The sequence below is a fragment of the Luteibacter jiangsuensis genome (genome assembly GCF_011742555.1).
Lineage (GTDB): Bacteria > Pseudomonadota > Gammaproteobacteria > Xanthomonadales > Rhodanobacteraceae > Luteibacter > Luteibacter jiangsuensis.
Genome location: NZ_JAAQQR010000004.1, coordinates 1 through 23,827 on the forward strand (window position 1 = coordinate 1; position 23,827 = coordinate 23,827).

General features: G+C 62.0%; 20 protein-coding genes and 1 pseudogene. 16 read left to right on the forward strand and 5 right to left on the reverse strand.

The genetic code is table 11. The features are described 5' to 3' along the window. Positions 1-130 precede the first annotated feature (130 nt). Positions 131-244: pseudogene (locus tag HBF26_RS19550) on the forward strand (magnesium transporter); the annotation flags it as partial. 82 nt (positions 245-326) lie between these two features. Here the strand turns inward: HBF26_RS19550 and HBF26_RS09930 are convergent. Together HBF26_RS09930 and HBF26_RS09935 are read right to left on the reverse strand one after the other, a co-directional pair. Then, positions 327-860, reverse strand: coding sequence for a hypothetical protein (locus tag HBF26_RS09930; RefSeq protein WP_167125574.1), 534 nt, complete (start codon positions 858-860; stop codon positions 327-329). A 158-nt stretch (positions 861-1,018) separates the two neighbouring features. After that, positions 1,019-3,109 (reverse strand): alpha/beta hydrolase family protein, encoded by a 2,091-nt coding sequence (locus HBF26_RS09935; protein WP_167125576.1) that lies wholly within the window; start codon positions 3,107-3,109, stop codon positions 1,019-1,021. Between the two features lie 136 nt (positions 3,110-3,245). Between HBF26_RS09935 and HBF26_RS09940 the strand changes: the two genes are divergently transcribed. The 11 genes from HBF26_RS09940 to HBF26_RS09995 all read left to right on the forward strand — a co-directional run bounded on the left by HBF26_RS09940 (position 3,246) and on the right by HBF26_RS09995 (position 16,200). Then, on the forward strand, positions 3,246-4,616 hold the full coding sequence (locus HBF26_RS09940; RefSeq protein WP_167125577.1) for a glycosyltransferase family protein: 1,371 nt from the start codon (positions 3,246-3,248) through the stop codon (positions 4,614-4,616). 76 nt (positions 4,617-4,692) lie between these two features. After that, positions 4,693-5,139, forward strand: coding sequence for a pilin (locus HBF26_RS09945; protein WP_167125580.1), 447 nt, complete (start codon positions 4,693-4,695; stop codon positions 5,137-5,139). 301 nt (positions 5,140-5,440) lie between these two features. Beyond that, positions 5,441-5,896: a pilin gene (locus HBF26_RS09950; RefSeq protein WP_167125582.1), complete on the forward strand. Its 456-nt coding sequence runs from the start codon at positions 5,441-5,443 to the stop codon at positions 5,894-5,896. Between the two features lie 61 nt (positions 5,897-5,957). Next, entirely contained in the window at positions 5,958-7,913 is a 1,956-nt protein-coding gene (locus HBF26_RS09960) for a tetratricopeptide repeat protein (RefSeq protein WP_240151290.1), read from the forward strand. Positions 7,914-7,968: 55 nt separating this feature from the next. Next, positions 7,969-9,882 carry a hypothetical protein gene (locus HBF26_RS09965; protein ID WP_167125588.1) on the forward strand — a complete coding sequence of 638 codons (1,914 nt, stop codon included), beginning with the start codon at positions 7,969-7,971 and terminating at the stop codon, positions 9,880-9,882. Continuing rightward, entirely contained in the window at positions 9,879-10,985 is a 1,107-nt protein-coding gene (locus HBF26_RS09970; protein WP_167125590.1) for a glycosyltransferase family 4 protein, read from the forward strand. The genes HBF26_RS09965 and HBF26_RS09970 overlap by 4 nt, the downstream gene beginning before the upstream one ends. Beyond that, positions 10,933-12,195 (forward strand): DegT/DnrJ/EryC1/StrS family aminotransferase, encoded by a 1,263-nt coding sequence (locus tag HBF26_RS09975; protein WP_240151291.1) that lies wholly within the window; start codon positions 10,933-10,935, stop codon positions 12,193-12,195. Before HBF26_RS09970 ends, HBF26_RS09975 begins: the two co-directional genes overlap by 53 nt. Continuing rightward, positions 12,192-12,830, forward strand: coding sequence for a NeuD/PglB/VioB family sugar acetyltransferase (locus HBF26_RS09980; RefSeq protein WP_167125592.1), 639 nt, complete (start codon positions 12,192-12,194; stop codon positions 12,828-12,830). The genes HBF26_RS09975 and HBF26_RS09980 overlap by 4 nt, the downstream gene beginning before the upstream one ends. Position 12,831: 1 nt before the next feature. After that, positions 12,832-14,265, forward strand: coding sequence for a lipopolysaccharide biosynthesis protein (locus tag HBF26_RS09985; protein WP_167125594.1), 1,434 nt, complete (start codon positions 12,832-12,834; stop codon positions 14,263-14,265). Positions 14,266-14,269: 4 nt separating this feature from the next. Continuing rightward, a complete protein-coding gene (locus HBF26_RS09990) occupies positions 14,270-15,202 on the forward strand; it encodes an NAD-dependent epimerase/dehydratase family protein (protein WP_167125596.1) in 933 nt (310 codons plus the stop codon). Continuing rightward, positions 15,199-16,200 carry a glycosyltransferase family 2 protein gene (locus tag HBF26_RS09995; protein ID WP_240151292.1) on the forward strand — a complete coding sequence of 334 codons (1,002 nt, stop codon included), beginning with the start codon at positions 15,199-15,201 and terminating at the stop codon, positions 16,198-16,200. Before HBF26_RS09990 ends, HBF26_RS09995 begins: the two co-directional genes overlap by 4 nt. Here the strand turns inward: HBF26_RS09995 and HBF26_RS10000 are convergent. The 3 genes from HBF26_RS10000 to HBF26_RS10010 are packed head-to-tail and all read right to left on the reverse strand — an operon-like array spanning position 16,197 to position 18,783. Continuing rightward, positions 16,197-16,976, reverse strand: a complete 780-nt coding sequence (locus tag HBF26_RS10000; RefSeq protein ID WP_167125600.1) for a class I SAM-dependent methyltransferase — start codon at positions 16,974-16,976, stop codon at positions 16,197-16,199. The genes HBF26_RS09995 and HBF26_RS10000 overlap by 4 nt on opposite strands. Positions 16,977-16,978: 2 nt before the next feature. Continuing rightward, a complete protein-coding gene (locus HBF26_RS10005) occupies positions 16,979-17,932 on the reverse strand; it encodes a glycosyltransferase (protein ID WP_240151293.1) in 954 nt (317 codons plus the stop codon). Further along, positions 17,929-18,783: a glycosyltransferase family 2 protein gene (locus tag HBF26_RS10010; RefSeq protein ID WP_167125604.1), complete on the reverse strand. Its 855-nt coding sequence runs from the start codon at positions 18,781-18,783 to the stop codon at positions 17,929-17,931. The genes HBF26_RS10005 and HBF26_RS10010 overlap by 4 nt, the downstream gene beginning before the upstream one ends. 167 nt (positions 18,784-18,950) lie before the next feature. Between HBF26_RS10010 and pilB the strand changes: the two genes are divergently transcribed. The 4 genes from pilB to coaE all read left to right on the forward strand — a co-directional run bounded on the left by pilB (position 18,951) and on the right by coaE (position 23,637). After that, on the forward strand, positions 18,951-20,678 hold the full coding sequence (gene pilB, locus HBF26_RS10015; RefSeq protein WP_167125606.1) for a type IV-A pilus assembly ATPase PilB: 1,728 nt from the start codon (positions 18,951-18,953) through the stop codon (positions 20,676-20,678). Between the two features lie 143 nt (positions 20,679-20,821). Further along, the gene (locus HBF26_RS10020) at positions 20,822-22,087 is read left to right on the forward strand and encodes a type II secretion system F family protein (RefSeq protein ID WP_167125609.1); all 1,266 of its coding nucleotides are present in this window, start codon (positions 20,822-20,824) and stop codon (positions 22,085-22,087) included. Between the two features lie 78 nt (positions 22,088-22,165). Continuing rightward, positions 22,166-23,035 (forward strand): prepilin peptidase, encoded by an 870-nt coding sequence (locus HBF26_RS10025; protein WP_167125611.1) that lies wholly within the window; start codon positions 22,166-22,168, stop codon positions 23,033-23,035. Then, complete coding sequence (gene coaE, locus HBF26_RS10030; RefSeq protein ID WP_167125613.1) at positions 23,032-23,637, forward strand: dephospho-CoA kinase; 606 nt, start codon at positions 23,032-23,034, stop codon at positions 23,635-23,637. Before HBF26_RS10025 ends, coaE begins: the two co-directional genes overlap by 4 nt. Positions 23,638-23,827 lie beyond the last annotated feature (190 nt).

The following is a 23,827-nucleotide window of genomic DNA, read 5'->3' on the forward strand; positions in this document are numbered from 1 at the left end:
CGTCAGCCTGCTTGATAAACCCGATGATCTGCTCGGTGGTGAAACGACTCTTCTTCATATCCGTCCTCGTGATTGACGGACTTTACAGCTTCATGTGGTACGGCTCAGTGGGGGCAGGTCAGTTGAGGCCGCCGGGGCTGCGATCAGCGAAAACCTGGCGCTTGTCACCTTCGGCCAGAACGAGGTGACGAAGAAGCTCGCGGGGTGGGTTGCCATGCTGGCGGCTCCCAGCCTGATTACAAGCTGACACGGGATGGACTTCGTGCAGATGCCCGTTAGATAAGTCTTGTCTTATCCCGGCTATTACGTGCCTTCCATTTTCGCCATCACCTGCCGGAAAATGACTTCCACAGCCCAAAAATCGCTACCCAAAAGATAACACTGCACGTACAAGGATCCACCCAGCCAAACAAGATCAACTGCACATTCGAACTGGCGATGTGCAGACCTCTCGTATCTCTCATGGGAGACACAGCGATACCAAAACTGATGATCCCGACAAAAGCGAACAAAAATGGCGAAAGCAACCGCTTCTTCACACTGAACTTTTTCGCCATCCTACCCCTGAATGGAAAACAAAACCTCAGCGCAAGAAATATCACAGGCAGGACGTAGCATATAAAACCAAAAGAGTAATAAACCTCTCGCAAGGCAGGCTGCGGTGACGGCGCCGCCCACATTCTTAGAGGTATCGTCGGATCCAGAAAATCGATCCATGGCGCGAAGTATTGATAGGCTTCGGGAACTTTCCAGACCCACGTAGTAGCGGCCGCTGCGGTCACGACACATGCAGCCGTAAATATTTCTAGCGCAAGAGCAGCCCGAATGACATTCGGCATTCGCACCTTCTTGCGGGTCATCAGACCATTCTCCGTCCCTAATCCTGCACGACTTCCAGTCATCTTTCGCTCCACTCCTCACTCTCGTCCATGCGCCACGGGTGTGCGTTTCGGAGAACGTGGCTACGCCCTAGCCCGATATCGAAGATGGGCGACGAGAGTCGTCGCCCCATTGCGTCTTACTTGGCCTCAGGAGCCGTCCACTCCTTCAACCAAGCATTCACCGTCTCATGCCACTGCACGCTGTTCTGCGGCTTCAGCACCCAATGGTTCTCATCCGGAAAGTGCAGCAGCTTGCTGGGGATGCCGCGACGCTGTAGCGCCGTGAAGGCGCCAAGCCCCTGCGTATCCGGAATGCGGAAATCCTTGCCGCTGTGGATGACGAGCATCGGCACACGCCAGTCCTTCACGTGGTTGACCGGATTGAAGCGCTCGTAGTTCTCCGGGTGGTCGAACTGCGTGCCGCCATTTTCCTTTTCCTCGAACCACAGCTCTTCGGTGTCGTAGTACATGGCGCGTGCGTCGAACACGCCGTCGTGGTCGACGAAGCACTTCCAGGGCTGGTTCCAGTTGCCGGCCATCCAGTAGACCATGTAGCCGCCGTAGCTGGCGCCGAGCGCGCATGCGCGGTCACCATCGAGGAACTTGTACTTCGACTGTGCTGCGTTCCAGCCGGCCTTCAGGTCTTCCAACGGCTTGCCGCCCCAGTCGCCGGAGATGGATTCGGTGAAGGCCTGCCCGTAACCGGTGGAGCCGTGGAAGTTGATCGTCACCACCGCGAAACCCTGGCCCGCATAGGTCTGCGCGTTCCAGCGGTAGCTCCAGCTGTTGGTCATCGCGCCCTGCGGGCCACCATGGATGATGAAGGCAACCGGGTAGGACTTGCCGCGCTTGAAGCCCACCGGCTTTACCACGTAACCCTGCACGGTCTCGTTGTTCCAGCCCTTGAAGGTGAAGAACTCGAAGTCGCCGGTCTGCGCGCCCTTGATCCGCTTGGCGTTGAAATGGGTCACCTGCTTGAGACCCTTGCCGTTGAGGTCGGCGGTGTAGAGGTCGGCCGGCCGCTTCAGGTCGTCGCGGCTCAGCAGGATCTTCTTGCCCTGCGCCGAGAACGCCGACACCGAGCCGTCGGTCACCAGGATGGTGGCCTTGCCGGTCGCCGTGTCGATGGCAAAAAGCGGGTGCTGACCGTTGTCGTCGGTCGTGGTGTAGAGGGTCTTGCCGTCGGGCGAAATCTGCAACGCGCCGGAGGAACGGTCCCACGAAGGAGCCACCTCACGCTTGCTGCCGGAAGCCAGGTCGAGGGCCATGATGCCGAAGCGATCCGCTTCGGAACCCGGCTCCTTCATGGCCGTGTAGTAGAGGGTCTTGCCGTCGGGCGACACGAGGGGGTTCGCGTCCCAGGCCAGGTTTTCGGCGGTGAGATTCGCCGGAGCCGCCGAGCCATCGGCCGGCACGCTGTAGATGTCGAAGTTGGTCGACCAGGGCTCGGTCTTGCCGGCAATGCGCACGTCGAAATAGACGGTCTTGCCGTCGGGCGAAAAAGTGAACTCGTCGTCGCCGCCGAAAGGCTTGCTCGGCACGTCGCCATCGATGCCGCGGGTGAGCAGCACCGGCTGCGACGGAGCATTTGCATCGGCGATGTACAGCTGCGAGCGCCGCCCGTCCGCCCAGGTGTCCCAGTGACGGACGAAGAGCTTGTCGTAGACGGTGCCGGTGGACTTGTCCTTCTCACGACCGTCCAGGTGCTCCTTGGTGCAGGCCAGGTCCGGGCAGTCGGTAAACACGTCGTAGTTCAGGAGCAGCTTCGAGCCGTCCGGCGAGAGCTTGAACGCATTGACGTCCAGCGGCGCGTTGGTCACCGGCTCGCCGGCCCGGACGCTCAGCGCGAGCCCCTTGCCCGTGGCGTCCGCGTCGAAGGCGCGATGCCACACCTGGGCCGTGCCGTCCTGCGGCGCCGTGTAATAGATGGACTTGCCATCCGGAGCCCAGCGCGGGGAAGACCCCTTCTCCACCACCATCACCGGCTGGGGTGGCTTGTTGAGGTCCACCATATAGATGGAACTCACACCCTTGTTCGCCGCGTAATCCGTGGCCCGAACCGAAAACAGCGCATAGCGCCCGTCCGGCGACAGCTGCGGGTCGCTCACGCGGTCCATCATCACCAGGTCGCGGATGGAGAACGGGTGCGGGGCGGCGTTGTCGGCGTCGGCTGCGAGGACGGGGCCGGAGGCTAGGGCCAGGGCTAGCGCGGCAAACAGTGGCTTCATGAGGGCTTCCTTGGATGTGCTTGGATAAGTCTATCGTCTCGCCGGAAGGCGGTTGCACGAGCTGGTAGGGTATGGCGTATTCTGCCGTCCTTTGTCCACCTACACGAGTGACCGGTGGTCTACAGGGGAACCGATAATGCTGGAAGTCAGCACGCCCAAGGCACTCGGGCGCCGAGGCTGGGCGCCCGGTGTATTGCGGCAGCATGCCGTCCTAATGGCCGTCGTCATCGTCGCACTGGCGATCAGGCTTTATTACGTCCAAACGGCTGTGGTGGACCATCCTTTGAGAGGGGACGCCGGCCAGTATTTCACCTACGCCCGGAACATCGTTCATCAGCAGGTGTTTTCCATTGTCTCGCCAGAAGAAGGGGCACCTATCGCCGACAACTTCCGGGATCCGGGATACCCCACGTTCCTTGCCGGGATCGTTGCCTTGTGCGGTGATGGCGAGGCGTTCTACACAACCGCTCTCGACGTCCAAGCCATCCTGTCCGCATTCACGGTCGCCCTATATGCGCTCCTGGCACGACGATGGCTTGGCTTTCGCTCGGCTGTAGTGACGAGCCTGGGCCTGACGTTCTGGCCGCTCTCGATAACGCTGGCAGGCTTCCTCCTGAGCGAGACCTTGGTCGGTTTCTTCCTGGCTGTAGCGCTCTGGTCCTTGCAACTTGGGCTCGAGAGAGGCACGCGCACTGGAATGCTTATTTCGGGCGCCGCCTTCGCGGCTGCGGGACTGACGAACGCCGTCTTGGCCCCGGCGGCACCGCTGCTTGCCGCGGTCATGGCATGGCGTGACAAGGCCCGGCGGACCCTCTGGATTTGCTTGCTCATCGCAGCCACCCTCCCATGCGCGGCATGGATACTCCGTGGCACGCAGTTGCCGCCGGGCCTGAGTTCATCCAGTCGCATCGCCATGAATTTTGTCCAGGGATCATGGCCGGAATATCACAGCGCGTGGATTGCCAGCATTTATAGGAACCCCAATGCGCAGGCGACCCTGGGCTTGATCGATGGCGAAATTCGTCTAGTGCACGAAGATCGCCGAGCAGGGCTGAGGGCGATTGCGGAACGTATGGCGCGTGAGCCGATGCGTTACCTCGCCTGGTATGCGTCCAAACCGGCCGAACTGTGGGGCTGGTCGATCGGCATCGGGCAAGGGGACATATACGTATATCCGACTTATCGCTCGCCACTGAGCGGCACCGGCGTCTTGCGATGGATTACAGACCTGCTTTACTTTGCGAACCCCTTTCTGATGCTACTGGCATTTGCTGGTGCCGTTATCACTCTCGCCACCTGGAAGCGGAGGGAACCCGTCCTTGCGCTCGCGATGCTACTCGCTGTCTACGCGACAGCGGTATTCACCGTGTTGCAGGCCGACGCCAGATACGCCGCGCCTTACCGCGGTAGCGAATGGATGGCCATTTGCGTCGCCATCGCCGGACTTGCCGGCTGGAGCCGGGAAGTAAGACGCCGGCCAAGATTGCGCGACGCTCGTCACAGTTAGTCTTCTGCACCCTTGAACCATAGGGGCATTGGTATGAAGCGTGCTACGACGTCCGGTGACAACAGGGGCCCACGCCATGCACTTCAAGAACAATCGGACGGTATCCGGTTTCACACTGATTGAATTGATGATCGTCGTTGCGATCATCGCTATCCTCGCTGCTATCGCCGTACCCCAATACAAGGACTATCTGATCCGCAGCCAAGCGTCCGAGGGGTTCGTTACAGCCGCCGGAGCCAAGGCAGCCGTATGGGAATACGTGCACAATACGGGGCGATTCCCCACCTCCAACCAATCGGCGGGCCTTCCCGATGGGGCATCCATCAATGGCAAATACGTTTCCTCAGTCGCACTGCAGGATACGGGTGTCATTCTCATCGCCTATCTACGCCCCGATTCCAACGAGGCGCTCAAGCATCAGACGATCACTCTCTCGCCCATCGATACGGTCGGCGCCATTGGCTGGACCTGCAAATCCACGCTTAACGACCGGTACCTGCCAACATCTTGCCGCTCAAACTGACGACCTTCGTCACATAGTGACGCATAGCGTCACCTCGAGAGATGCACGCAATACACTGAATAGTCGAAATTTTCCTGTTGATCCACAAGCGTGACCGGATGCACAATCCCATGACCGGCAGATATGAGGGAATATACCGGTCGCGAACGCAATGGCATGTTCGATGCACGCTTTGCGGCGAGCTTCCTGGTCGGTTCCTGACCAAAAGCAAGTGAGGGAGCTGCTGCCCCGAAAGGGGCGGATGCTTAGGGCTCAGGGGGCGTCACTTTTTTCGGTTAGTCCACAGTTACGAGGAAACTCCATGAAGAATGTCCAGAAGGGCTTCACGCTCATCGAACTGATGATCGTGGTCGCCATCATCGCGATCCTGGCTGCCATTGCCATCCCGCAGTATCAGAACTACATCATTCGCACTCAGGTCTCTGAAGGCATGAATCTCGCCGACGGTGCCAAGACGGCCGTCTCCGAGTTCTATAACAACACTGGCCGTTTCCCGAGCAAGAACGCGTCGGCCGGACTGCCTGCGGCTGCCTCCATCTCGGGCAAGTATGTGGTCAGCGTTGACGCTGGCGAGACCACGCCGGGCAAGATCATCGCCACTTTCGGTAACGAAGCGAATAGCAAGCTGACCGCTGGCGGCGCAAAGAAGGTCGTCCTCTCGGCGACCGACCAGGGCGGTTCGATCACCTGGAACTGCAAGTCCGGCGCGGGCACGACCGTTCCCGATGCCTACCTTCCGACGTCCTGCCGTACCTGATACGCATCACGTTCTGCGAAAAAGGGGCCGTTTCGCGGCCCCTTTTTTTTGGATGAATTCCGTGCACCTCGATCGCCCCCGTTTCGTCATGGTTGTCTGCACGCTTGCGACAATCGTCACGGCCGCCTGGATATATGCCCAAGGCCTCACGGGCGGGTTCGTCTTCGACGACTATGCGAACCTGCCTTCGCTTGGCGCACAGGGGCCTATAGACAATCTGCCGGCCTTCCTGCGCTTCATCACCTCAGGCACAGCCGACCCCACCGGGCGGCCGATCGCGCTGCTTTCCTTCCTGATCGATGGCCACGACTGGCCTACGGCCGCCGAGCCCTTCAAGCGAACTAACGTTGTCATCCACCTGCTCAACGGCACGCTTCTGGCGTGGTTGCTCTTTCGCCTGGGCGGTCTTCTGGGCGCGCAAGGTTTTCCGAGAGCGTTTGCCGCCTGCGTCGGTGCGGGTGCATGGCTACTCCATCCGCTGTTCGTTTCCACGGTGCTCTACGTGGTTCAGCGGGAGGCCATGCTTCCCACGGCCTTCGTTCTGCTCGGACTTCATCTATGGCTGACAGCAAGGTCCCAGGTCCAACGTGGACGAAGCGAGATCGGACTTCTCCTCGGCATCCCCCTGCTGACGCTTCTCGCCCTCTTGTCGAAGGCGAACGGCATCCTCTTGCCGCTCCTGATCGTCGCCGTCGACAGCTGCGTCCCGCCGCTGGCGAGTCATGACAGGCGCTACCGCCGCCTGCTGAGGATCAGTTGCTGGCCCTGGATCCTTGCTGTCGCCGCAGTACTGGCCTGGCTGGCGTACCGCGGTATCGACAATGCGTCTGCAGCCTATCGCGGCTGGACCATCGGGCAGCGCCTCCTCACCGAACCGTCCATACTTTGGGTCTATCTTGGGCAGCTTTGGCTGGTCCTGCCAACATCGGGCAGCGTGTTCCATGATCAGTACGTTGCGGCAACTGACCTCTGGCACCCACTCTGGACGCTGCCTGCGATCCTCGGATTGGCCGTCGTGCTTGGCATGGGGTTGCGTTACCGGAAGACCCACCCCGCGCTAGCCATGTCCGTGATCTTCTATTTCGCGGGGCATCTGATCGAATCCACGTCACTTCCCCTGGAACTGTACTTCGAACACCGCAACTATTTGCCTGGTTTGTTGATGTTCTGGCCAGCCGCCCTGGCCGCCGGCAGGCATTTCCGTGCCCGCACCGCTGTGGCTGGGGCAGTGATCCTGTTGACGGGCATGAGCCTGCTATCGCTCAGGCTTGTCCGGCTCTGGAACAATCCTCCCGCACAGGCCCTCTTCTGGGCGACCCAGTCGCCGGAATCGCCGCGTGCACAAGCCTATGCCGCGCAGATCGAAGGCGCCGCGGGTCGTGCCGACCTGGGCATACAGCGCTTGACGAAGCGGCAAAACAACTTCCCCAACGAACCGCAGATCGCCCTGACGCTGCTGGACCTGCGGTGCCAGGAGGGTTCGGTAACAGGAGACGATATCCTCAATGGCGCGAACACACTGCGCCATGCCGCGCGTGATCCCGGGCGCATCCTTCTGAACTGGAGCCTCGAGGCCATCGAGGAGGCGAAAGCGCAGCGCTGCACCGGGCTCGATAACAAAGCGATCCTTACGATCCTTGACGCGGCTGCTTCGAATCCGATCATCGCATCGCTCCCTGGCCGGATGCAGGACATCGTCCATGCCCGGGGAGAACTCGCCCTCGCCCGTGGCGACACGCAGTCCGCGCTTGAGGACTTCAACAAGGCTCTAGCGCTGTCCCCGACCCCACAGGCGGCACTGGAGCAGGCCGCTGCCTTGGGGCGTGCAGGCGCGCCCGGCCTTGGCCTCCGGCACCTGGCCTATTTCAAGACGTTACCCGAGCCCCCGGGTCGCGGCCCCAGTACGGCCATGGCATGGTTGCACGACCGGGTGCTCGAGCGGCAAGGTTACTGGCGCAACGAGATCGACCACCTAAACGCGGCCCTCGCCCGGGACGACAGGAAACGAGCGCAATGACGACATCCCGAGGCTGCTTCTTTTGAATGCCCGGCAGAATATTCGGCAGTGGGTCATGCATCCTGGCCTGTGGGTGGCGATCGCCCTGCTTGTCACGTTCATCGCCTATGCACCGGGCCTGAAGGGCGCGTGGCTATTCGACGACTTTCCCAATATCGTCGATAACGCCGATCTCCATATCAAACACCTATCCCTGCCGGAACTGACCTCCGCAGCGCTTTCCTCGCCGTCCAGCGATTTCAAGCGCCCGCTGGCGTCGCTCAGCTTCGCCCTCAACATTTACGCCAGCGGCGTGGATCCGGAGGCAATGAAACTGACGAACGTCATCATCCATTTGATCAACGGGCTTCTCGTCTTCCTGCTCGCACGCCGACTGATCGCGCGGGATGTCTTGCCGGACGAACGGGACAGCCGGACCGCAGCCCTTGTTGCAGCCGCATGGTTGCTGCTCCCTATCAATCTCACAGCCGTTCTCTATGTCGTGCAGCGCATGGAGAGCCTCGCCAACGTTTTCGTCCTCCTGGGGCTCTACGGATATGTCGTTGGGCGACAGCGCATGGAACGTGCAAGGTACGGGTTCGCGCTTAGCGCGCTTTCACTCGTGCTGGGAACCGGCCTGGGGCTACTGGCCAAGGAAACGGCGGTTCTTACCCCACTTTATGCGTTTCTCATCGAATGGTTGGTCTTCCGTGACAAAGCACCCGAGCGACGGTTGCCACGGCGCATCTGGATACTCTTTGGCGTGGTGCTTTTCATGCCAGGAATCCTGGGTGTAGCCTGGATCGCACCTGCGCTGTTTCGTGCGTCGACCTGGGCGACACGCGACTTCACGATGACCACCCGCCTTCTGAGCGAAGCACGGGTCGTCCTCGACTACCTCGCGTGGACAGTCGTGCCCACGCCGTCGGCACTGTCTTTCTACCACGACGAATTCAGGATCTCGACGGGGCTGCTGTCGCCGCCCATCACCTTGCTCAGCATCGTGGGACTGGTGGCCCTGGCCGGCCTGGCGTTCGCCGCACGACGACGCGCGCCTCTGCTTTCCCTCGGCATCGCGTGGTTCCTGGCCGCCCAGACGCTCACGGCCACCATCGTTCCGCTCGAATTGATCTACGAACACCGCAATTACTTCGCCAGCTTTGGCGTGGTGCTCGCCGTGGTAACGACGCTGAGGAGACAAAGCGCGGCGGCGGAACCTCGATCATCGACGGCGAGCAGCGTCGCGCTCGGACTCGCCTTGGTCTATTGGGGTCTGCTGACCGCTTACTCCGCCTATCGCTGGGGAAATCCGGTGCGGCTTGCCCAAGAGCTCGCTATCCGTGCCCCGGATTCGCCGCGCGCCCAGTATGAACTCGGCCGGACCTACATCATCGTTTCCGGCTACAAGGCGGATTCCCCGGTAGTTCCGCTTGTCGCGGCTCCGCTGGAGAAAGCCGCTGCCCTTCCCGGGTCCTCCACGCTGCCCGAGCAGGCGCTCATCTACTTCGCAGCGCGCATGCATCGCCCCATCAAGCAGGAATGGTGGGACTCGATGGAGCGCAAGTTGAAGCTGAGGTCGCCGACGATCGAGGACGAAAGCGCAATCATGTCGTTGAGTTCGTGCAGCCTGAAGGAGCAGTGCGCCCTGCCTGCAGACCAACTCCTGCGCCTCTACATGGCCGCACTGAACCATCCGCGGCCCAGGGGACGACTTCTTTCCGCGTACGGCGACTTCGCCTGGAATGGGTTGGGAGACAGGGCACTCGGTTTCCGCATGGCGCAAGCGGCATCTGCGGCGGAACCCTCGGAACCTGCCTATCACATCACTATCGTGAAGGAGGCCCTCGTGCTCGGTAACGAAGCGGCAGTGGCCGAACACATGGCAGCACTTCGCCGCCTGAACCTTAATGGCCGCCTCGACGACTCCATCAAATCTCTTCAGGATCGGGCAGCAACGTATGGCAGCAGCGCTGCCAAGGCCAGCACATGAAGACTCTGATGACCAGTACCTCCTATCCCGCGGACGAGAGTGACTGGCGCGGTGTGTTCATCCGCAATCTGGCAGGTGGCCTTGCCAGGATTCCAGGAATGGAACTGCGACTGTGGGCGCCACCGGGCGAACTACCCCAGCACGTGCGGAGTACGACCACTCCAAAGGAAGCCCGCTGGCTTGGCGAACTGATGGCCGCGGGTGGCGTATCCCATCTCATGCGCAAGCACGGCCTGCGCGGTGCAAATGTTCCGTTCCGCCTCTTGCGCATGCTATGGAGCGCGTATCGTAGGGAACGCGACATCGATCTCTATCATGTCAACTGGCTGCAATGCGCTCTGCCGCTGCCATCCGACGTCAAGCCAGTTGTCATCTCGGTGCTGGGCAACGATCTCAATCTGCTCGACATCCCTACGGTAAAGGCGCTTCTTCGGAGGACGTTCAAGGGGCGCGCCGTCGCCATCTGTCCCAACGCCGAGTGGATGGTTCCGAGACTCGAGGCCGCCTTCGGCGACGTGGCACGCATCGTCCCGGTCTCCTTCGGCATCGATCCCATCTGGTACGACGTCGTCCGCCAGCCCCAATCCTATCCAGAGTGGATCGCAGTAACCCGGCTCACGGCGAACAAGCTCGGTCCGCTGTTCGAATGGTCGGAACCCCTCTTCCGGAATCAGCCGCGCACCTTGCATCTGCTTGGCCCGATGCAGGAGCAAGTCGCCATTCCCGAATGGGTTCGATGGCACGGAGCGGCAACACCTGCTCAACTGGCATCGACATGGTTCCCCAGGGCCCACGGGCTCATCACCCTGAGCGTCCATGCGGAGGGGAGGCCGCAGACCATGCTGGAAGCCCAGGCCGCCGGGCTGCCTATCGTCGCCTCCGATATGCCTGCGCATGCCACGGTAGTCGAGCACGGGAAAAATGGTTTGCTCTGCGGGAACCCTTCAGAATATGCCGAGGCCATCGCCACGTTGGAAGACCCGCACACGAACTCGACTTTCGGCGCCAATGCCCGATCCGCAGCGCGCACCGCGTTCGGAACCTGGGACGATGCGGCGCGCCGGTATGCTGCCATCTACGAGCTATTGGCGCCCAGGCGCTGATACCGTCACACTGCGCCAAAAAGCGACCCAATCCATGACGACCACGAACCGGTTCCCGCTCGCCATCCGAGGCGCTCCGCCGCGCTTCCAAGAGCCCGTGCACGTGGGGCGCCCCAATACCGGGGACCGATCCGCCTTCTTGGCGCGAATCGACGCGATGCTGGACAGGAAATGGCTGACGAACAATGGGCCGCTTGTCCAGGAGTTCGAGCAGCGCATCGCCGCCGACCTCGGCGTCCGCCATTGCGTGGCCATATGCAATGGAACCATCGCACTGGAAATCGCGATCCGAGCGATGGGCCTGACAGGTGAAGTCATCGTGCCCTCGTGGACCTTCATCGCCACCGCCCATTCTCTCGCATGGCAGGGAATCACTCCTGTTTTCGCGGACATCGATCCCACCACGCATAACCTCTCCCCAGCGTCGGTCCTGGCCGCTGTCACGCCCCGGACCACGGGCATCATCGCAGTGCACACCTGGGGCCGCGCGGCGGACATCAACGCGCTGGCCGATATCGCCAATGAGCACGGCTTGCAGCTGATGTTCGACGCCGCCCATGCTTATCGTTGCACCTACCAGGGCAAGCGCATCGGCTCGTTCGGCGCCTGCGAAGTGCTCAGCTTCCACGCAACCAAGGTCTTCAACACGCTGGAAGGCGGCGCCGTCGTCACGAACGACGACACGCTGGCCGACACGATGCGGTTGATGCGCAACTTCGGCTTCGCGGGTTACGACAACGTGGTACACCACGGCACCAACGGCAAGATGGTGGAAGCCAGCGCGGCCATGGGCCTGACCAATCTCGAAGCCTTACCGTCGTTTGTCGAGGCGAACCGCATCCGTTACGAGGTCTACCGTGAACGACTGGCCGACATCCCAGGCGTGACGCTCGTGACATATGACGAGCACGAAGAAAACAATTATCACTACATTGTGGCTTCGGTTGACGAACCGTCGAGGGTGGGGCGCGACGAATTGATCGATATCCTTCACGCGGAAAATATCCTCGCACGCAAGTATTTCTGGCCCGGCTGCCATCGCATGAAGACCTACGCCGACATCGAGCCGACTGTATCGCTCGAACATACCGAACGTGTCGCCGCCCGCAATATCGTGCTTCCCAGCGGCCCGTCGCTTACGCTCGATGGCATCCATCTCATCTGCGACGTGATCGCGTTCTCGTGCAAGCAAGGCCTGGCTCAGCCATGACACCCTACGGCAAGCTGGCCATTTTCGGCGCCGGGGGCCACGCGCGCGAGGTCGCCTTCATCGCGGAGCGCTGCGGGGTGGCGCCGGCCACCATGGCATTCGTGGTCGAGGAAGCGCATTTACGTGAGACGACCGTCAACGGCATCGAAGTGCATGCCATAGAGTCCGGGCATTGCGACGGATGGCCCTTCGTCGCCGCGGTCGGCGATCCCGCGTTGAAAGAGCGTGCCACCGGCCTTTGCGTCTCCCGGCGAATGTCAGCGGCAACGCTTTGTGACCCAAGCGTTGGCCTGCACCGTACAGTGGTGCTCGGGGAAGGCTGCATTCTCTTTCCCGGCGCCGTTCTCACTGTCAATGTCTCGCTGGGCCGGCATGTCCACGTCAACGTGAACAGCTCGCTCTCGCACGATTGCCGCGTGGGTGACTACTCCATTTTCTCCCCTGGCGCTCGTGTGGCCGGACACGTTCACATCGGCTCACGCGTGTTCGTCGGCATCGGCGCCACCATCGTGAACGGCCTTCACAATGTCCCGCTGCCGATCGGCGACGATGCGTTCATAGCCGCAGGCGCGTGTGTGACGGGTCCGGTTGCCGATGGGGCCCGCGTCATGGGCGTGCCGGCGAAGGTCCGCTGACTTGAGCGTACCCGGCGCCGTCAAGCACGCGACTCGCTGGAGCGGGCTCGAAATCGGCGTTCGTTATGTGCTGCAGTTCGGCGTGACCATCGTGCTCGCCCATCTTGTCGAGCCCTCCGCCTATGGCGTCGTTGCCATGGTGTTGGTATTCACCGCCCTGGGAAATGTCTTCGTCGATTCCGGCACGGGCCTGGCTCTGATCCAGCGACAACGCACGACGGCCGACGAGGAAACCTCGGCGTTCATCATCAACCTTGCCATTTCCGTCGTGGTGATGGGTGCGTTGATCGCCGCGTCGCATGCGATCGCGAACTTCTACGGAAGGCCCGAAATCTCGGCGATGTGCATCGTCCTCTCGGCGATCTTTCCCCTGAACGCCCTCGCCGTCGTGCCGGATGCCCTGCTGACCCAGCGCTTGCGCTTTCAGGTCAGAACCCGCGTGGAACTAGGAAGCTCGCTGGCCTCCGGCGCCATTGCCATCGCGCTGGCCATGGCAGGTGCGGGGGCCTGGGCGCTGGTTGCGCAAGCCATCACATCGATCGGCACGAGGGCACTCATGCTCTATCTCGCTTCGGGGTGGCGCCCGTTGGGGCGGTATCGACGCGAAGATGCCCGGTCGATCCTCTCTTTCGGCGGTTACATGTTGGTGGCTGGCCTCATCGACACGGCTTACAACCGTCTCCAGGCAGTCATCATCGGTCGACTGTTCACCGCTCGCGACCTCGGCTTCTATTCGCTTGCCCAGAACACACAGCAGGCGCCCACGTCTTTCGCCTCTGCCCTTCTCAACCGGCTGGGTTTGCCCTTGCTTTCGGCCGCAAGGCACGACCTTGACGAGGTTAAACGGGTACACCGTGCCGCCCTCTTCATGAGCCTCTTCGCCTTTGTTCCGCTCATGATCGTTCTCGCCGTCTATGCGAGCCCGATCGTTGTCTTCGTGTACGGCGAGCGCTGGGCGCCGGCAGGTCCGCTCCTGTCGATCCTCGCCTTGGGAGCCATTCCCTGGCCAGCCCATGTGCTCAGCCTGGTGGCCCTGAACGCGATGGGCGAGCCGCGGCTCGTGCTGCGGGTGGAAGTCGCAAAGAAAACGCTCGCGGTGGCATTGCTTCTCGGCAGCGCGCCGTGGGGGATAACGGCGATCGCCTGGTCCACCGTCATCACCAGCGCTGCATCGTACCTGCTCAACGCGTATTTCGTGGGAAGGCGACTCCGTTACAATGGCGCGGCCCAGGCGCGCGATCTTGCGCCGACCCTGGTAGTGGCGGGATTCACGGCCGCCGTCGCGATGACCTGCGCTGCCTGGCTGCCGCAGTCCTGGGTGGGTATCGGTAGTGGCATCAGCCTGGCGCTTCTCGTCCACGTATCGGTCGGTTGGATCGTGTCGCATCCGGCGGTTTCCGGTTTTCTGCAACTCATTCCCTCGAGGCTACGCTGACATCATGGCCCCCACCCTGTCCCGGACCATGAAGCCGACATTGTTGGTCGCAGGTGCGAGTGGGTTCATCGCCTCGCATCTCCTCTCCCGCCTCCAGAACGTCGGATATGGCGTGGTGACGCTTTCAAGGCGACCTTTCGTTTTCGGGAACACGAAGTCGGTTGTCGCCAGGAACCTCACCGCCGATGGCTACACCGAACTGCTGCGCAATGTCGACGGCATCGTATGGCTGGCGGGTGCCAGCACTCCCAGCTCCAGCGCCGGGAGGCCGTTAGCGGAGCTTGACGATAACCTGCGGCCACTGCTGGAACTCATGGAGGCCAGCATCGGCTTAACGCCGAAGCGCATGGTCTTCGTATCCACCGGGGGGGCCATCTACGGCGACGTAAGGGAACGGAACGCCACCGAAACGTCGCACGTGGAGCCGAAGGCCTACTACAGCGCAGGAAAGGCCGCCGCGGAAGCATTCCTGTCGGCATGGGCACACGAAGGCAAGCACTCGGTCACGGTGCTTCGCCCATCCAACGTGTATGGACCAGGACAACCCTATCGGCGGGGATTCGGCATCGTGCCGACCGTATTCCATTCGGCGATGACCGGTGAGCCCGTTGTGATACGTGGAGACGGTCAGGCGATTCGCGACTACCTCTACGTGTCCGACCTTATCGACCTGATCATGAACGTCCTGGGCCAGCCTGCCACCATGGGAACGCACACCTTCAATGCCTCAAGCAGCATTCCGGTGCCGCTGAACCAACTACTCGACCTGATCGATGAGATAACCGGCAAGCCTGTGCTACGCGAGTACCGGCCGGCCTCGCCTTATGATGTCGACAGAGTCGTGCTCGACAATAGCAAGGCTTGCGAAACATTCGGCTGGGCACCTCGGGTCGGGCTGCGCGATGGACTCGAGAGGTCATGGAGCGCAGATCGATGATCTGTTCGATATGCATCGCCAATTACAATGGCGAGCACATGCTGGATGCATGCCTTGCCTCGATAAGCGCGCAGGACTTCGCCGGGCCTTACGAAATCATCGTGCACGACGATGCCTCGACCGATGCCTCCCTCGCGGTCCTGGCGCGGCACCCTGGGGTCCGGGTCATTCGCAGCGAGTCCAACGTCGGATTCTGCGAATCCAACAATCGCATGGTGGCCGCCAGTCGCGGTGAGTACGTCCTGCTGCTCAACAACGACGCCGCTCTGTTTCCCGACGCCTTGTCGACCTTCCTGGCGCACGCCCGCGAGGCGTCTCGCCCCGCCATCCTCACCGCTCCCCAGTTCGACTGGTCGACTGGCGACCTGGTCGACCGGGGGTGCCTGCTCGACCCATTCATGAATCCGGTCCCCGTCACTTCAGAAGGACATCCCGACGTCGCCATGAGCATCGGGGCATGCATGTGGATTCCCCGTGCATTGTGGTTTGCGCTCGGCGGCTTTCCGGCCTGGCTGGAATCCCTCGCCGAAGACATGTATCTCTGCTGTGCGGCGAGGCAGCGCGGATACGATGTTCGTTGCCTGCCCGCTTCCGGGTATCGCCACATGCAAGGGCAGAGTTTCGGCGGCAATCGTGCGAATGAAGGGAAGCTGCTCACAACCTACCGGCGTCGACGACTCAGCGAGCGGAACAAGACCTTCCTGCTCGTGGTCTTCACCCCTGGCATGTGGCTGATTCCCGTGCTTGTCGCGCATCTGATGACCCTGATGGGCGAGGGCTTGATGTTCTCCGCGATTCGGCGGGATCGCCGGCTTCTGCAAGAGGTCTATGTCGGAGCGGCGCTCTCAGCATGGCGCGAACGTAAATCCCTCCTCGCCCACAGGCAGCGATTGCAGAAGGCCCGGACGATCGACAGTTCGCAGTATTACGCGGCATTTACCTGGTGCCCGCGCAAGCTCGCTCTGCTGTTTCGCTACGGCCTGCCCCGCTTCCGTTAACGATCCTTCCGGAACAGGAAGAAAGGCTCCCTTGGGTTTATCCCATGTCGCCTCGCATCGATACCAGGCAAGGCCTCTGCGTGGGTACGCACGCAAGATCGCAGCCCCGACAGGCTGGTCATCTGCTCGACGATGTCATTGCCGAAGAGACGAACATGGTCTTCCTGACCGTAGAGTTCGAGGCGAGCCTGCGCAGTCGAAACACCGGGATCCTCGAACGTCCGGGTCAAAACGAGGCTATAGGGAGTTTGCAGTATGGCGAAGCCGCCCGGCGCAAGGACGCGCTCGATCTCCTTCAGCGCCGCCGCCAGGCCATCGACATGCTCCAGCACATGATTGGCGATCAGCACATCGAAGGACGCGTCAGGGAACGGCATCCTCGTGATATCGACCTTGATGACGTCTGTTGACGGTGGCTCGATGTCGGCTCGCAAATATTCCGCCGGCAAGCTCGATTGAATCACTTCGACGAGCTTTTTCTCCGGCGCGAAATGAAGCACCCGCGCCCCTTTCATGCGAGCCAGCAGGCCTTCAGCCTCGAGGTAGAGCTTCAAATGGCGTAAACGATCGGTCGCGCCGCAGCGCGGACATTCAAAGTTATCCAGATCACTTCCGTTGAGTCCAAGTTGTCGCATCGCGCCGGAAAGGGACGACGTGCCATTCCTATAGGGCAGAAAGCCTCCAACGCCGTGTCCACATACCACGCAAACATGGCGTCGCGGCGCGAGCCAACCGAGGATGCCGGCCCTTGCCAGCCTTGCAAAGCGCTTAAGCATGATTACCGGAAGTAGAGGGTGCGCGTGCGTGTGCGCAGGACGGAAGTGGAAAACGCTTGCATCCCCTGCCTGACGGATTCCATGAGAAAGCTCCTCAGGCAACGAAATGCAAACCGGACTGGTGTCTCCGCTGATCCTTGCAGGGCAGCAGGCCACCATGCCTGGAGCATCGCCAGGCGCCTCAGCCGTAAGGCCCGGAATGCGACGCGGCGGAGAAAGTCGGCGCATGCTTCCGCTCGCACCTTGACCGAAATGACCGGTAAAGCCGCCTCGATAGCCTCGAAGTACTGGCGACGCACGGCATCGTTATCGTGAACCAGCATCGATCCCGAGGAGTTCGATCGATATCCCACGAGTACCTTCGACGTATACGCCATGCCACCCGCGGCACCAAGCGTCAGATGTATGCGGTAATCAATGAAAGGAGGCACCAGGTCCAGCAATATCTTCCGGAACTCCCCTCGATAGAGAAGCGAACTATGGTTCAGGAAATTGCCTCGCCGAAGCAATCCTTCCGTATCGAATCGCTGTGAACGCGCATTACTGAAAACGCCCACGGGTTCGCGCTCGTCGTCGAACACGAAAGCGTTGGCGCAACAAGCTGCGCACTCCGGTGCGGCTTGCAGCATGGCAATTTGCTCACGAAGCTTACCAGGGAGCCAGAAATCGTCTCCATCCAAATGGGCGACGAAATCCCCATCGGCCATCGCGATCATGCTGCGCAGGTTGCCTATCGGACCTTGCCTCTCTGCATGGACGACATGATGTATCCGGCCTGGCCAGGCTTGGGCAAGGGAAGCGACGATATCGGAGGTACCGTCGTTGGACATGTCGTCGCCAACCCAGACCTCCACCTCGGCGTCGACATCCTGAGACAGCACGCTAAGCAGACAGTCCGCGATATATCGACGATGGTTGTAAGTCGACACGCAGACGCTGACCCTGGGACGCGTCATTCGTGGGGCCGGTATGTGAGGGACGTGATTTGTTCCGAAACCAGACCAATGAGGAAAACGATAACGGCCGCGCTCCACATCAGGGTACTGCCGTTGGTCAGGCGTCCATAGTGAAAGTACGTATACGCATAATTCGCACTACCCATGACGAAGAAGGCGAAACTGACGGGAACGAACAATTTCAGGGGCGAGTAGAGCGTCGCGATCTTGAAGATGATCAACAGAAAGCGAAGACCGTCCTTCAGTGGCTTGATATGGCTCTTGCCGACGCGCTCCGCCGCCTTGATCGGCTCGTACGCCACGCCATAGGCACTGCGGAAGAACGCCATCGTGCTGGTGGTGGGATAGGAAAAGCCATTCGGCAGCAGGTGAATGAATTCCCGAAAACGGTTTGCACGGGCAACGCGGAATCCCGACGTCAGGTCAGCGACGACCTGACCAGTCATTCGGCTGGCGAGCCAGTTATAGAGCGTGTTCGCGAGGCCACGACCGACCCCGGCCTGGCTCTCCCAGGACCGCGCGCCGATGACCATGTCGTAGCCCTCGGCAAGGCGGCCCACAAGCCGCGCGATATCAGCCGGATCATGCTGCCCATCCCCGTCCATGAACACGAGGATATCCCCCGTTGCCGCCCTGGCCCCGCGCTTGATCGCCGCCCCATTACCCATGGAATAAGGCGACGAAAGGCAGGTCACCCCGTTACCGGCGCACACGGTCTTGGTGTCGTCGGTCGACCCATCGTCGACCACGATGATCTCCGCCCCGGGCTGGGCAGCAGTCAATCGGGGCAGAAGATCTTTCAGGGCTGCCGCCTCGTTCTTGGCGGGCAGGATGATGCTTATACGGCTCAAGATATCTCCCCCATGGTCGTTGAATCATAAGGGATATCGGCGGCGGGAAACGAGAAGGGCACCGCGGACCGCACCTTCGCCCGAACCCCCGCCCCATCACACCTCGCAGCGTGACCAATCCTATAATCTAGAGTAGATTCAGGCGCGTATCTCGGGGAAACGTCCAGATGGCTTCACAAATGCATACGCCGATCCTGGCTGGCCTCACCGGCATGGCTCGCCGCCTCGTCACGGAGAGCGTGCTGCCGGAGGCTGATGTCCGCAAGGCCGTGCAGGACGCCGCCGAGAAGCGTGTCTCACTTTCCGCCTGGCTGGTGGATCACAACCTGGTCGACAGTGCCAAGCTGTCCCAGGTCGCGTCGGCCGAGTTCGGCATGCCCCTGATGGACATCGGGGGGATGGCCGCGGCGAACATGCCGCTGGATCTGGTCACCGAAGCCCTGATCACCAAGCACCAGGCCCTGCCCCTCTTCAAGCGCGGCAAGCGCCTGTTCGTCGGCATTGCCGATCCGATGCAGTCGCACGCGCTCGACGAGATCAAGTTCCACTCGAACCATATGGTCGAGCCGGTGCTGGTCGAGCGGGGGCAGCTGCGCCGCATCATCGATACCGCGCTCTCCGCCATGAGCGCCAGCGTTCCCGGGTTCGAGGACCATGGCCTCGAAGATCTGGCCCTGGAAGGCGGCGACGAGGACGGCGAAGGCGCCACGGGCATCGATGCCAACGCCAACGACGACGCCCCGGTCGTCAAGTTCGTGAACAAGATCCTGGTGGACGCGATCAAGCGTGGCGCCTCGGATATCCACTTCGAGCCGTTCGAGACGGTCTATCGCGTGCGCCTGCGCATGGACGGCATCCTGCGCGTCGTCGCCACCGCCCCGATCAAGCTGGGCAATCGCATTGCCTCGCGCATCAAGGTCATGAGCGGCCTGGACATCGCGGAGCGCCGCGTGCCGCAGGACGGCCGCATCAAGCTCAACCTGACCAAGACCCGCGCCATCGACTTCCGCGTCAGCACCCTGCCGACGCTGTTCGGCGAGAAGATCGTGCTGCGTATCCTCGACGGCTCCTCGGCCAAACTGGGCATCGACAAGCTGGGCTACGAGGACGCGCAAAAGAAGCTCTACCTCGACGCCATCGAAAAACCTTACGGCATGGTGCTGGTCACCGGCCCCACCGGCTCGGGCAAGACGGTGTCGCTTTACACCGCCCTCAACATCCTCAACACCGAGGGGCGCAACATCTCCACGGTGGAAGACCCGGTCGAAATCCGCGTCGAGGGCATCAACCAGGTCCAGCAGAACACCAAGCGCGGCATGACCTTCGCGGCGGCCCTGCGCTCGTTCCTGCGCCAGGATCCGGACGTGATCATGGTCGGCGAAATCCGCGACCTCGAAACTGCCGAAATCGCGGTGAAGGCGGCGCAGACCGGCCACATGGTGCTCTCCACCCTGCACACCAACGACGCGCCGCAGACCATCTCGCGCCTGATGAACATGGGCATCGCGCCCTACAACATCACGTCGTCGGTCACCCTGATCATCGCCCAGCGCCTGGCTCGGCGTCTGCACGACTGCAAGCGGCCGATCCAGCTACCGCCCGCGGCCTTGCTGGCCGAGGGTTTTACCCAGGAAGAAATCGACGAGGGCATCACCATCTACGAAGCCGTCGGCTGCGACAGCTGCAACGAGGGCTATAAGGGCCGCGTCGGCATCTACCAGGTCATGCCCATGGTCGAGGAGATCCAGAAGATCGTCCTGGAGGGCGGCAATGCCATGCAGATCGCCGACGTGGCAAAGAAGGCCGGCATCAACGACCTGCGCGCCTCGGCACTCCTGAAGGTCCGGAACGGGGTCACCAGCCTGGCGGAAATCAACCGCGTCACCAAGGACTGACGCCTGCCCGCGGCCGCCGCGGCATGTGAAGATGTGCGCCAGACGGCAGAAAGACACCAGCCCTACCGTTCAAACTAGAATAAGAACATGGCCGTCCCGGGAGGGGCGGCCACGACGCATCAACCCGGGGGGAACACCGCGCCATGGCTACCGCCACCGCCACGAAGAACGCGCGCGCCATTGGCGCCGCGCGCGCCGAAGTCAATAAGCTGGTCATGTACGACTGGACCGCCCTCGACAAGCGCGGCAAGCGCATGAAGGGCGAGATGCAGGCGAAGAACGCCGCGCTGGTGAAGGCGGAGCTGCGCCGCCAGGGCATGAACCCGCAAACGGTGCGCGAGAAGGCGAAGCCGCTTTTCGGGTCGTCCGGTAGCACGGTCAAACCGAGGGACGTCGCGATCTTCAGCCGCCAGATCGCCACTATGATGGCGTCCGGCGTGCCCATGGTGCAGGCCTTCGACATCATCGCGAACGGGCAGAAGAACGTCCGCTTCAAGAACATGCTGATCGACGTGAAGAGCGCCATCGAAGGCGGCGCCTCCCTGCACGAGGCCCTGGCGCAGTATCCGGTGCAGTTCGACGAGCTCTATAGAAACCTCGTCCATGCGGGTGAATCGGCGGGTGTGCTCGACACCGTGCTCGATACGGTCGCTACCTACAAGGAGCGCATGGAAAGCATCAAGTCGAAGATCAAGAAGGCGCTCTTCTACCCCGTCATGGTTCTGGTGGTGGCGCTGCTGGTCTCGATGATCCTGCTGCTGTTCGTCGTGCCGGTGTTCCAACAGACGTTCGCCGAGGCGAAGGCCGAGCTTCCCGCCCCTACCCAGTTCGTGGTCGCGGCGTCGAAGTTCATGCAGTCATACTGGTGGGCCGTGATCGGCAGCATCGTCGGCTCCGTATTCCTCATCATCTTCTTCAAGAAGCGCTCCGAGAAGTTCGCCCATTTCCTGGACCGCTTCTCCCTGCGCATTCCGGTCATCGGCGATTTGCTGCACAAGTCGGCCATCGCCCGGTTCGCCCGCACGCTCGGCGTCACTTTCCACGCCGGTGTGCCGCTCGTCGAAGCCTTGGACGCCGTGTCCGGCGCCACCGGCAGCGTGGTCTATGGCGACGCCGTGAAGCAGATGCGCGACGACATCGCGGTCGGACACCAGTTGCAGTTGTCCATGCGGCAGACCAACCTCTTTCCGAACATGGTGGTGCAGATGACCGCCATCGGCGAGGAATCCGGTTCTCTCGACCACATGCTGTTCAAGGTCGCGGAGTTCTATGAGGAAGAAGTGAACACCGCGGTGGACACGCTGAGCAGCCTGCTCGAACCGTTCATCATGATCATCCTCGGCGTCCTCGTGGGCGGCATGGTGATCTCCCTCTACCTCCCCATCTTCAAGCTCGCCGGCACGGTCTGATCCCCGCCGCCGCAAGCAGGCACAATAAGAACCCTTCGCCTTCGCGGGCGGAGGGTTTTTCTTGACCACGGACCGTCCATGCCCGAACTCCCGCTCGCCCTCTGGATCGCCTTCGCCGCCGTTTTCGGCATGCTTGTGGGCAGCTTCCTCAACGTCGTCATCCTGCGCACGCCGGCGCGCATGCAATGGGAATGGCGCCGGCAGGCGCGCGAGGTGCTGGAACTCGAACCGGTGGACGACCCGAAGCCGCCGGGCGTGGCCCTGGAAGCCTCGCATTGCCCCAAGTGCAAGCACCGGCTGGCCGCCTACGACAACATTCCCGTGCTGGGCTGGCTGTTCCTGCGCGGGCGCTGCCGTTATTGCGGCACGAAGATCTCGGCCCAGTATCCGCTGGTGGAACTGTTCACCGGTGTGGCCAGCGCCCTGGTGGTCTGGCACTTCGGCCCCACGCCGGCGGCGCTGGCGGGGCTGGTCTTCACGTTCTTCCTCATCGCGCTTTCCGGCATCGACGCCCGGACGCAGTTCCTGCCGGACGAACTCAATTACCCCTTGCTCTGGATCGGCCTGGGCCTCTCGCTGATTCCCGCCTGGCAGCCACTGCCCGTGGCGCCCGGCTCGGCCATCCTGGCGGCGCTGATCGGCTACCTGAGCCTGTGGAGCGTCTACTGGCTGTTCAAGCTGCTGACCGGCAAGGAAGGCATGGGCTACGGCGACTTCAAGCTGCTGGCCGCCCTCGGTGCGTGGATGGGGCCCGTGTCGCTCTTGCCGATCATCATGCTGTCGTCGCTCATCGGCGCCCTGGTGGGCGGCGGTCTCATGCTCTTCCGTAACCACCAGCGCGACGTGCCATTCCCCTTCGGCCCCTATATCGCCGCCGCGGGATGGGTGTGGTTCCTCGCCGGCGACCGCCTGCTGGCCGCCTACCTGCAATTCACCGGGCTGCGATGAGCTTCGTCGTCGCGCTCACGGGCGGCATCGCGTCGGGCAAGAGCGCCGTCGAGCGCCGTTTCGAGGCGCTGGGCATTCACACTTACGATGCCGATGCAGCCGCACGCGCCGTGGTCGAACCCGGGTCGGAGGCATTGGCGGAAGTGGCCCGTACCTTCGGGCCCGATGCGCTGGATAACGACGGGCGGCTCGATCGCGCGGCGATGCGCAAGCGCGTGTTCGACGACCCGGCGGCCCGCACCGCGCTCGAAGGCATCCTCCACCCGCGCATCCGCACCTGGCTACGCGACGCCGTCGATGCCGACGACGGCCCTTACTGCATCCTGTCGATCCCGCTGCTGGCGGAGAACCGCGCGCATTACGCGTGGGTGGATCGCGTGCTGGTGGTGGATGCCCCGGAAGCGGTGCGCATCGAACGCCTGGTGCGGCGCGACGGCATCGACGCGGCCCTGGCGGCGAAGATGATCGCGGCCCAGACGACGCGGGAACACCGCTTGTCCATGGCCGACGACGTGATCGTCAATGATGGGGACGAGGCGAAGCTGGATGTGGCGGTGCGCGAACTGGACGCGCACTACAGGATGCTGGCCGGCGGCGTTTGAACCGCGCACCATGGCGACTGCATGGCACCTTGTGGGAGCCGGCTTTGCCGGCGATCCCGCGGCAGCGGGCAAGCTCGCCGCGAACACCCATCGCCGCTGAAGCGGCTCCCACACAAAGCTCGCATGCCCGTGGGAAACTTCTGTGCTTGGGAAGGGCTTCTGAAAAAACAGTTGCTCCCACAGGAGCACA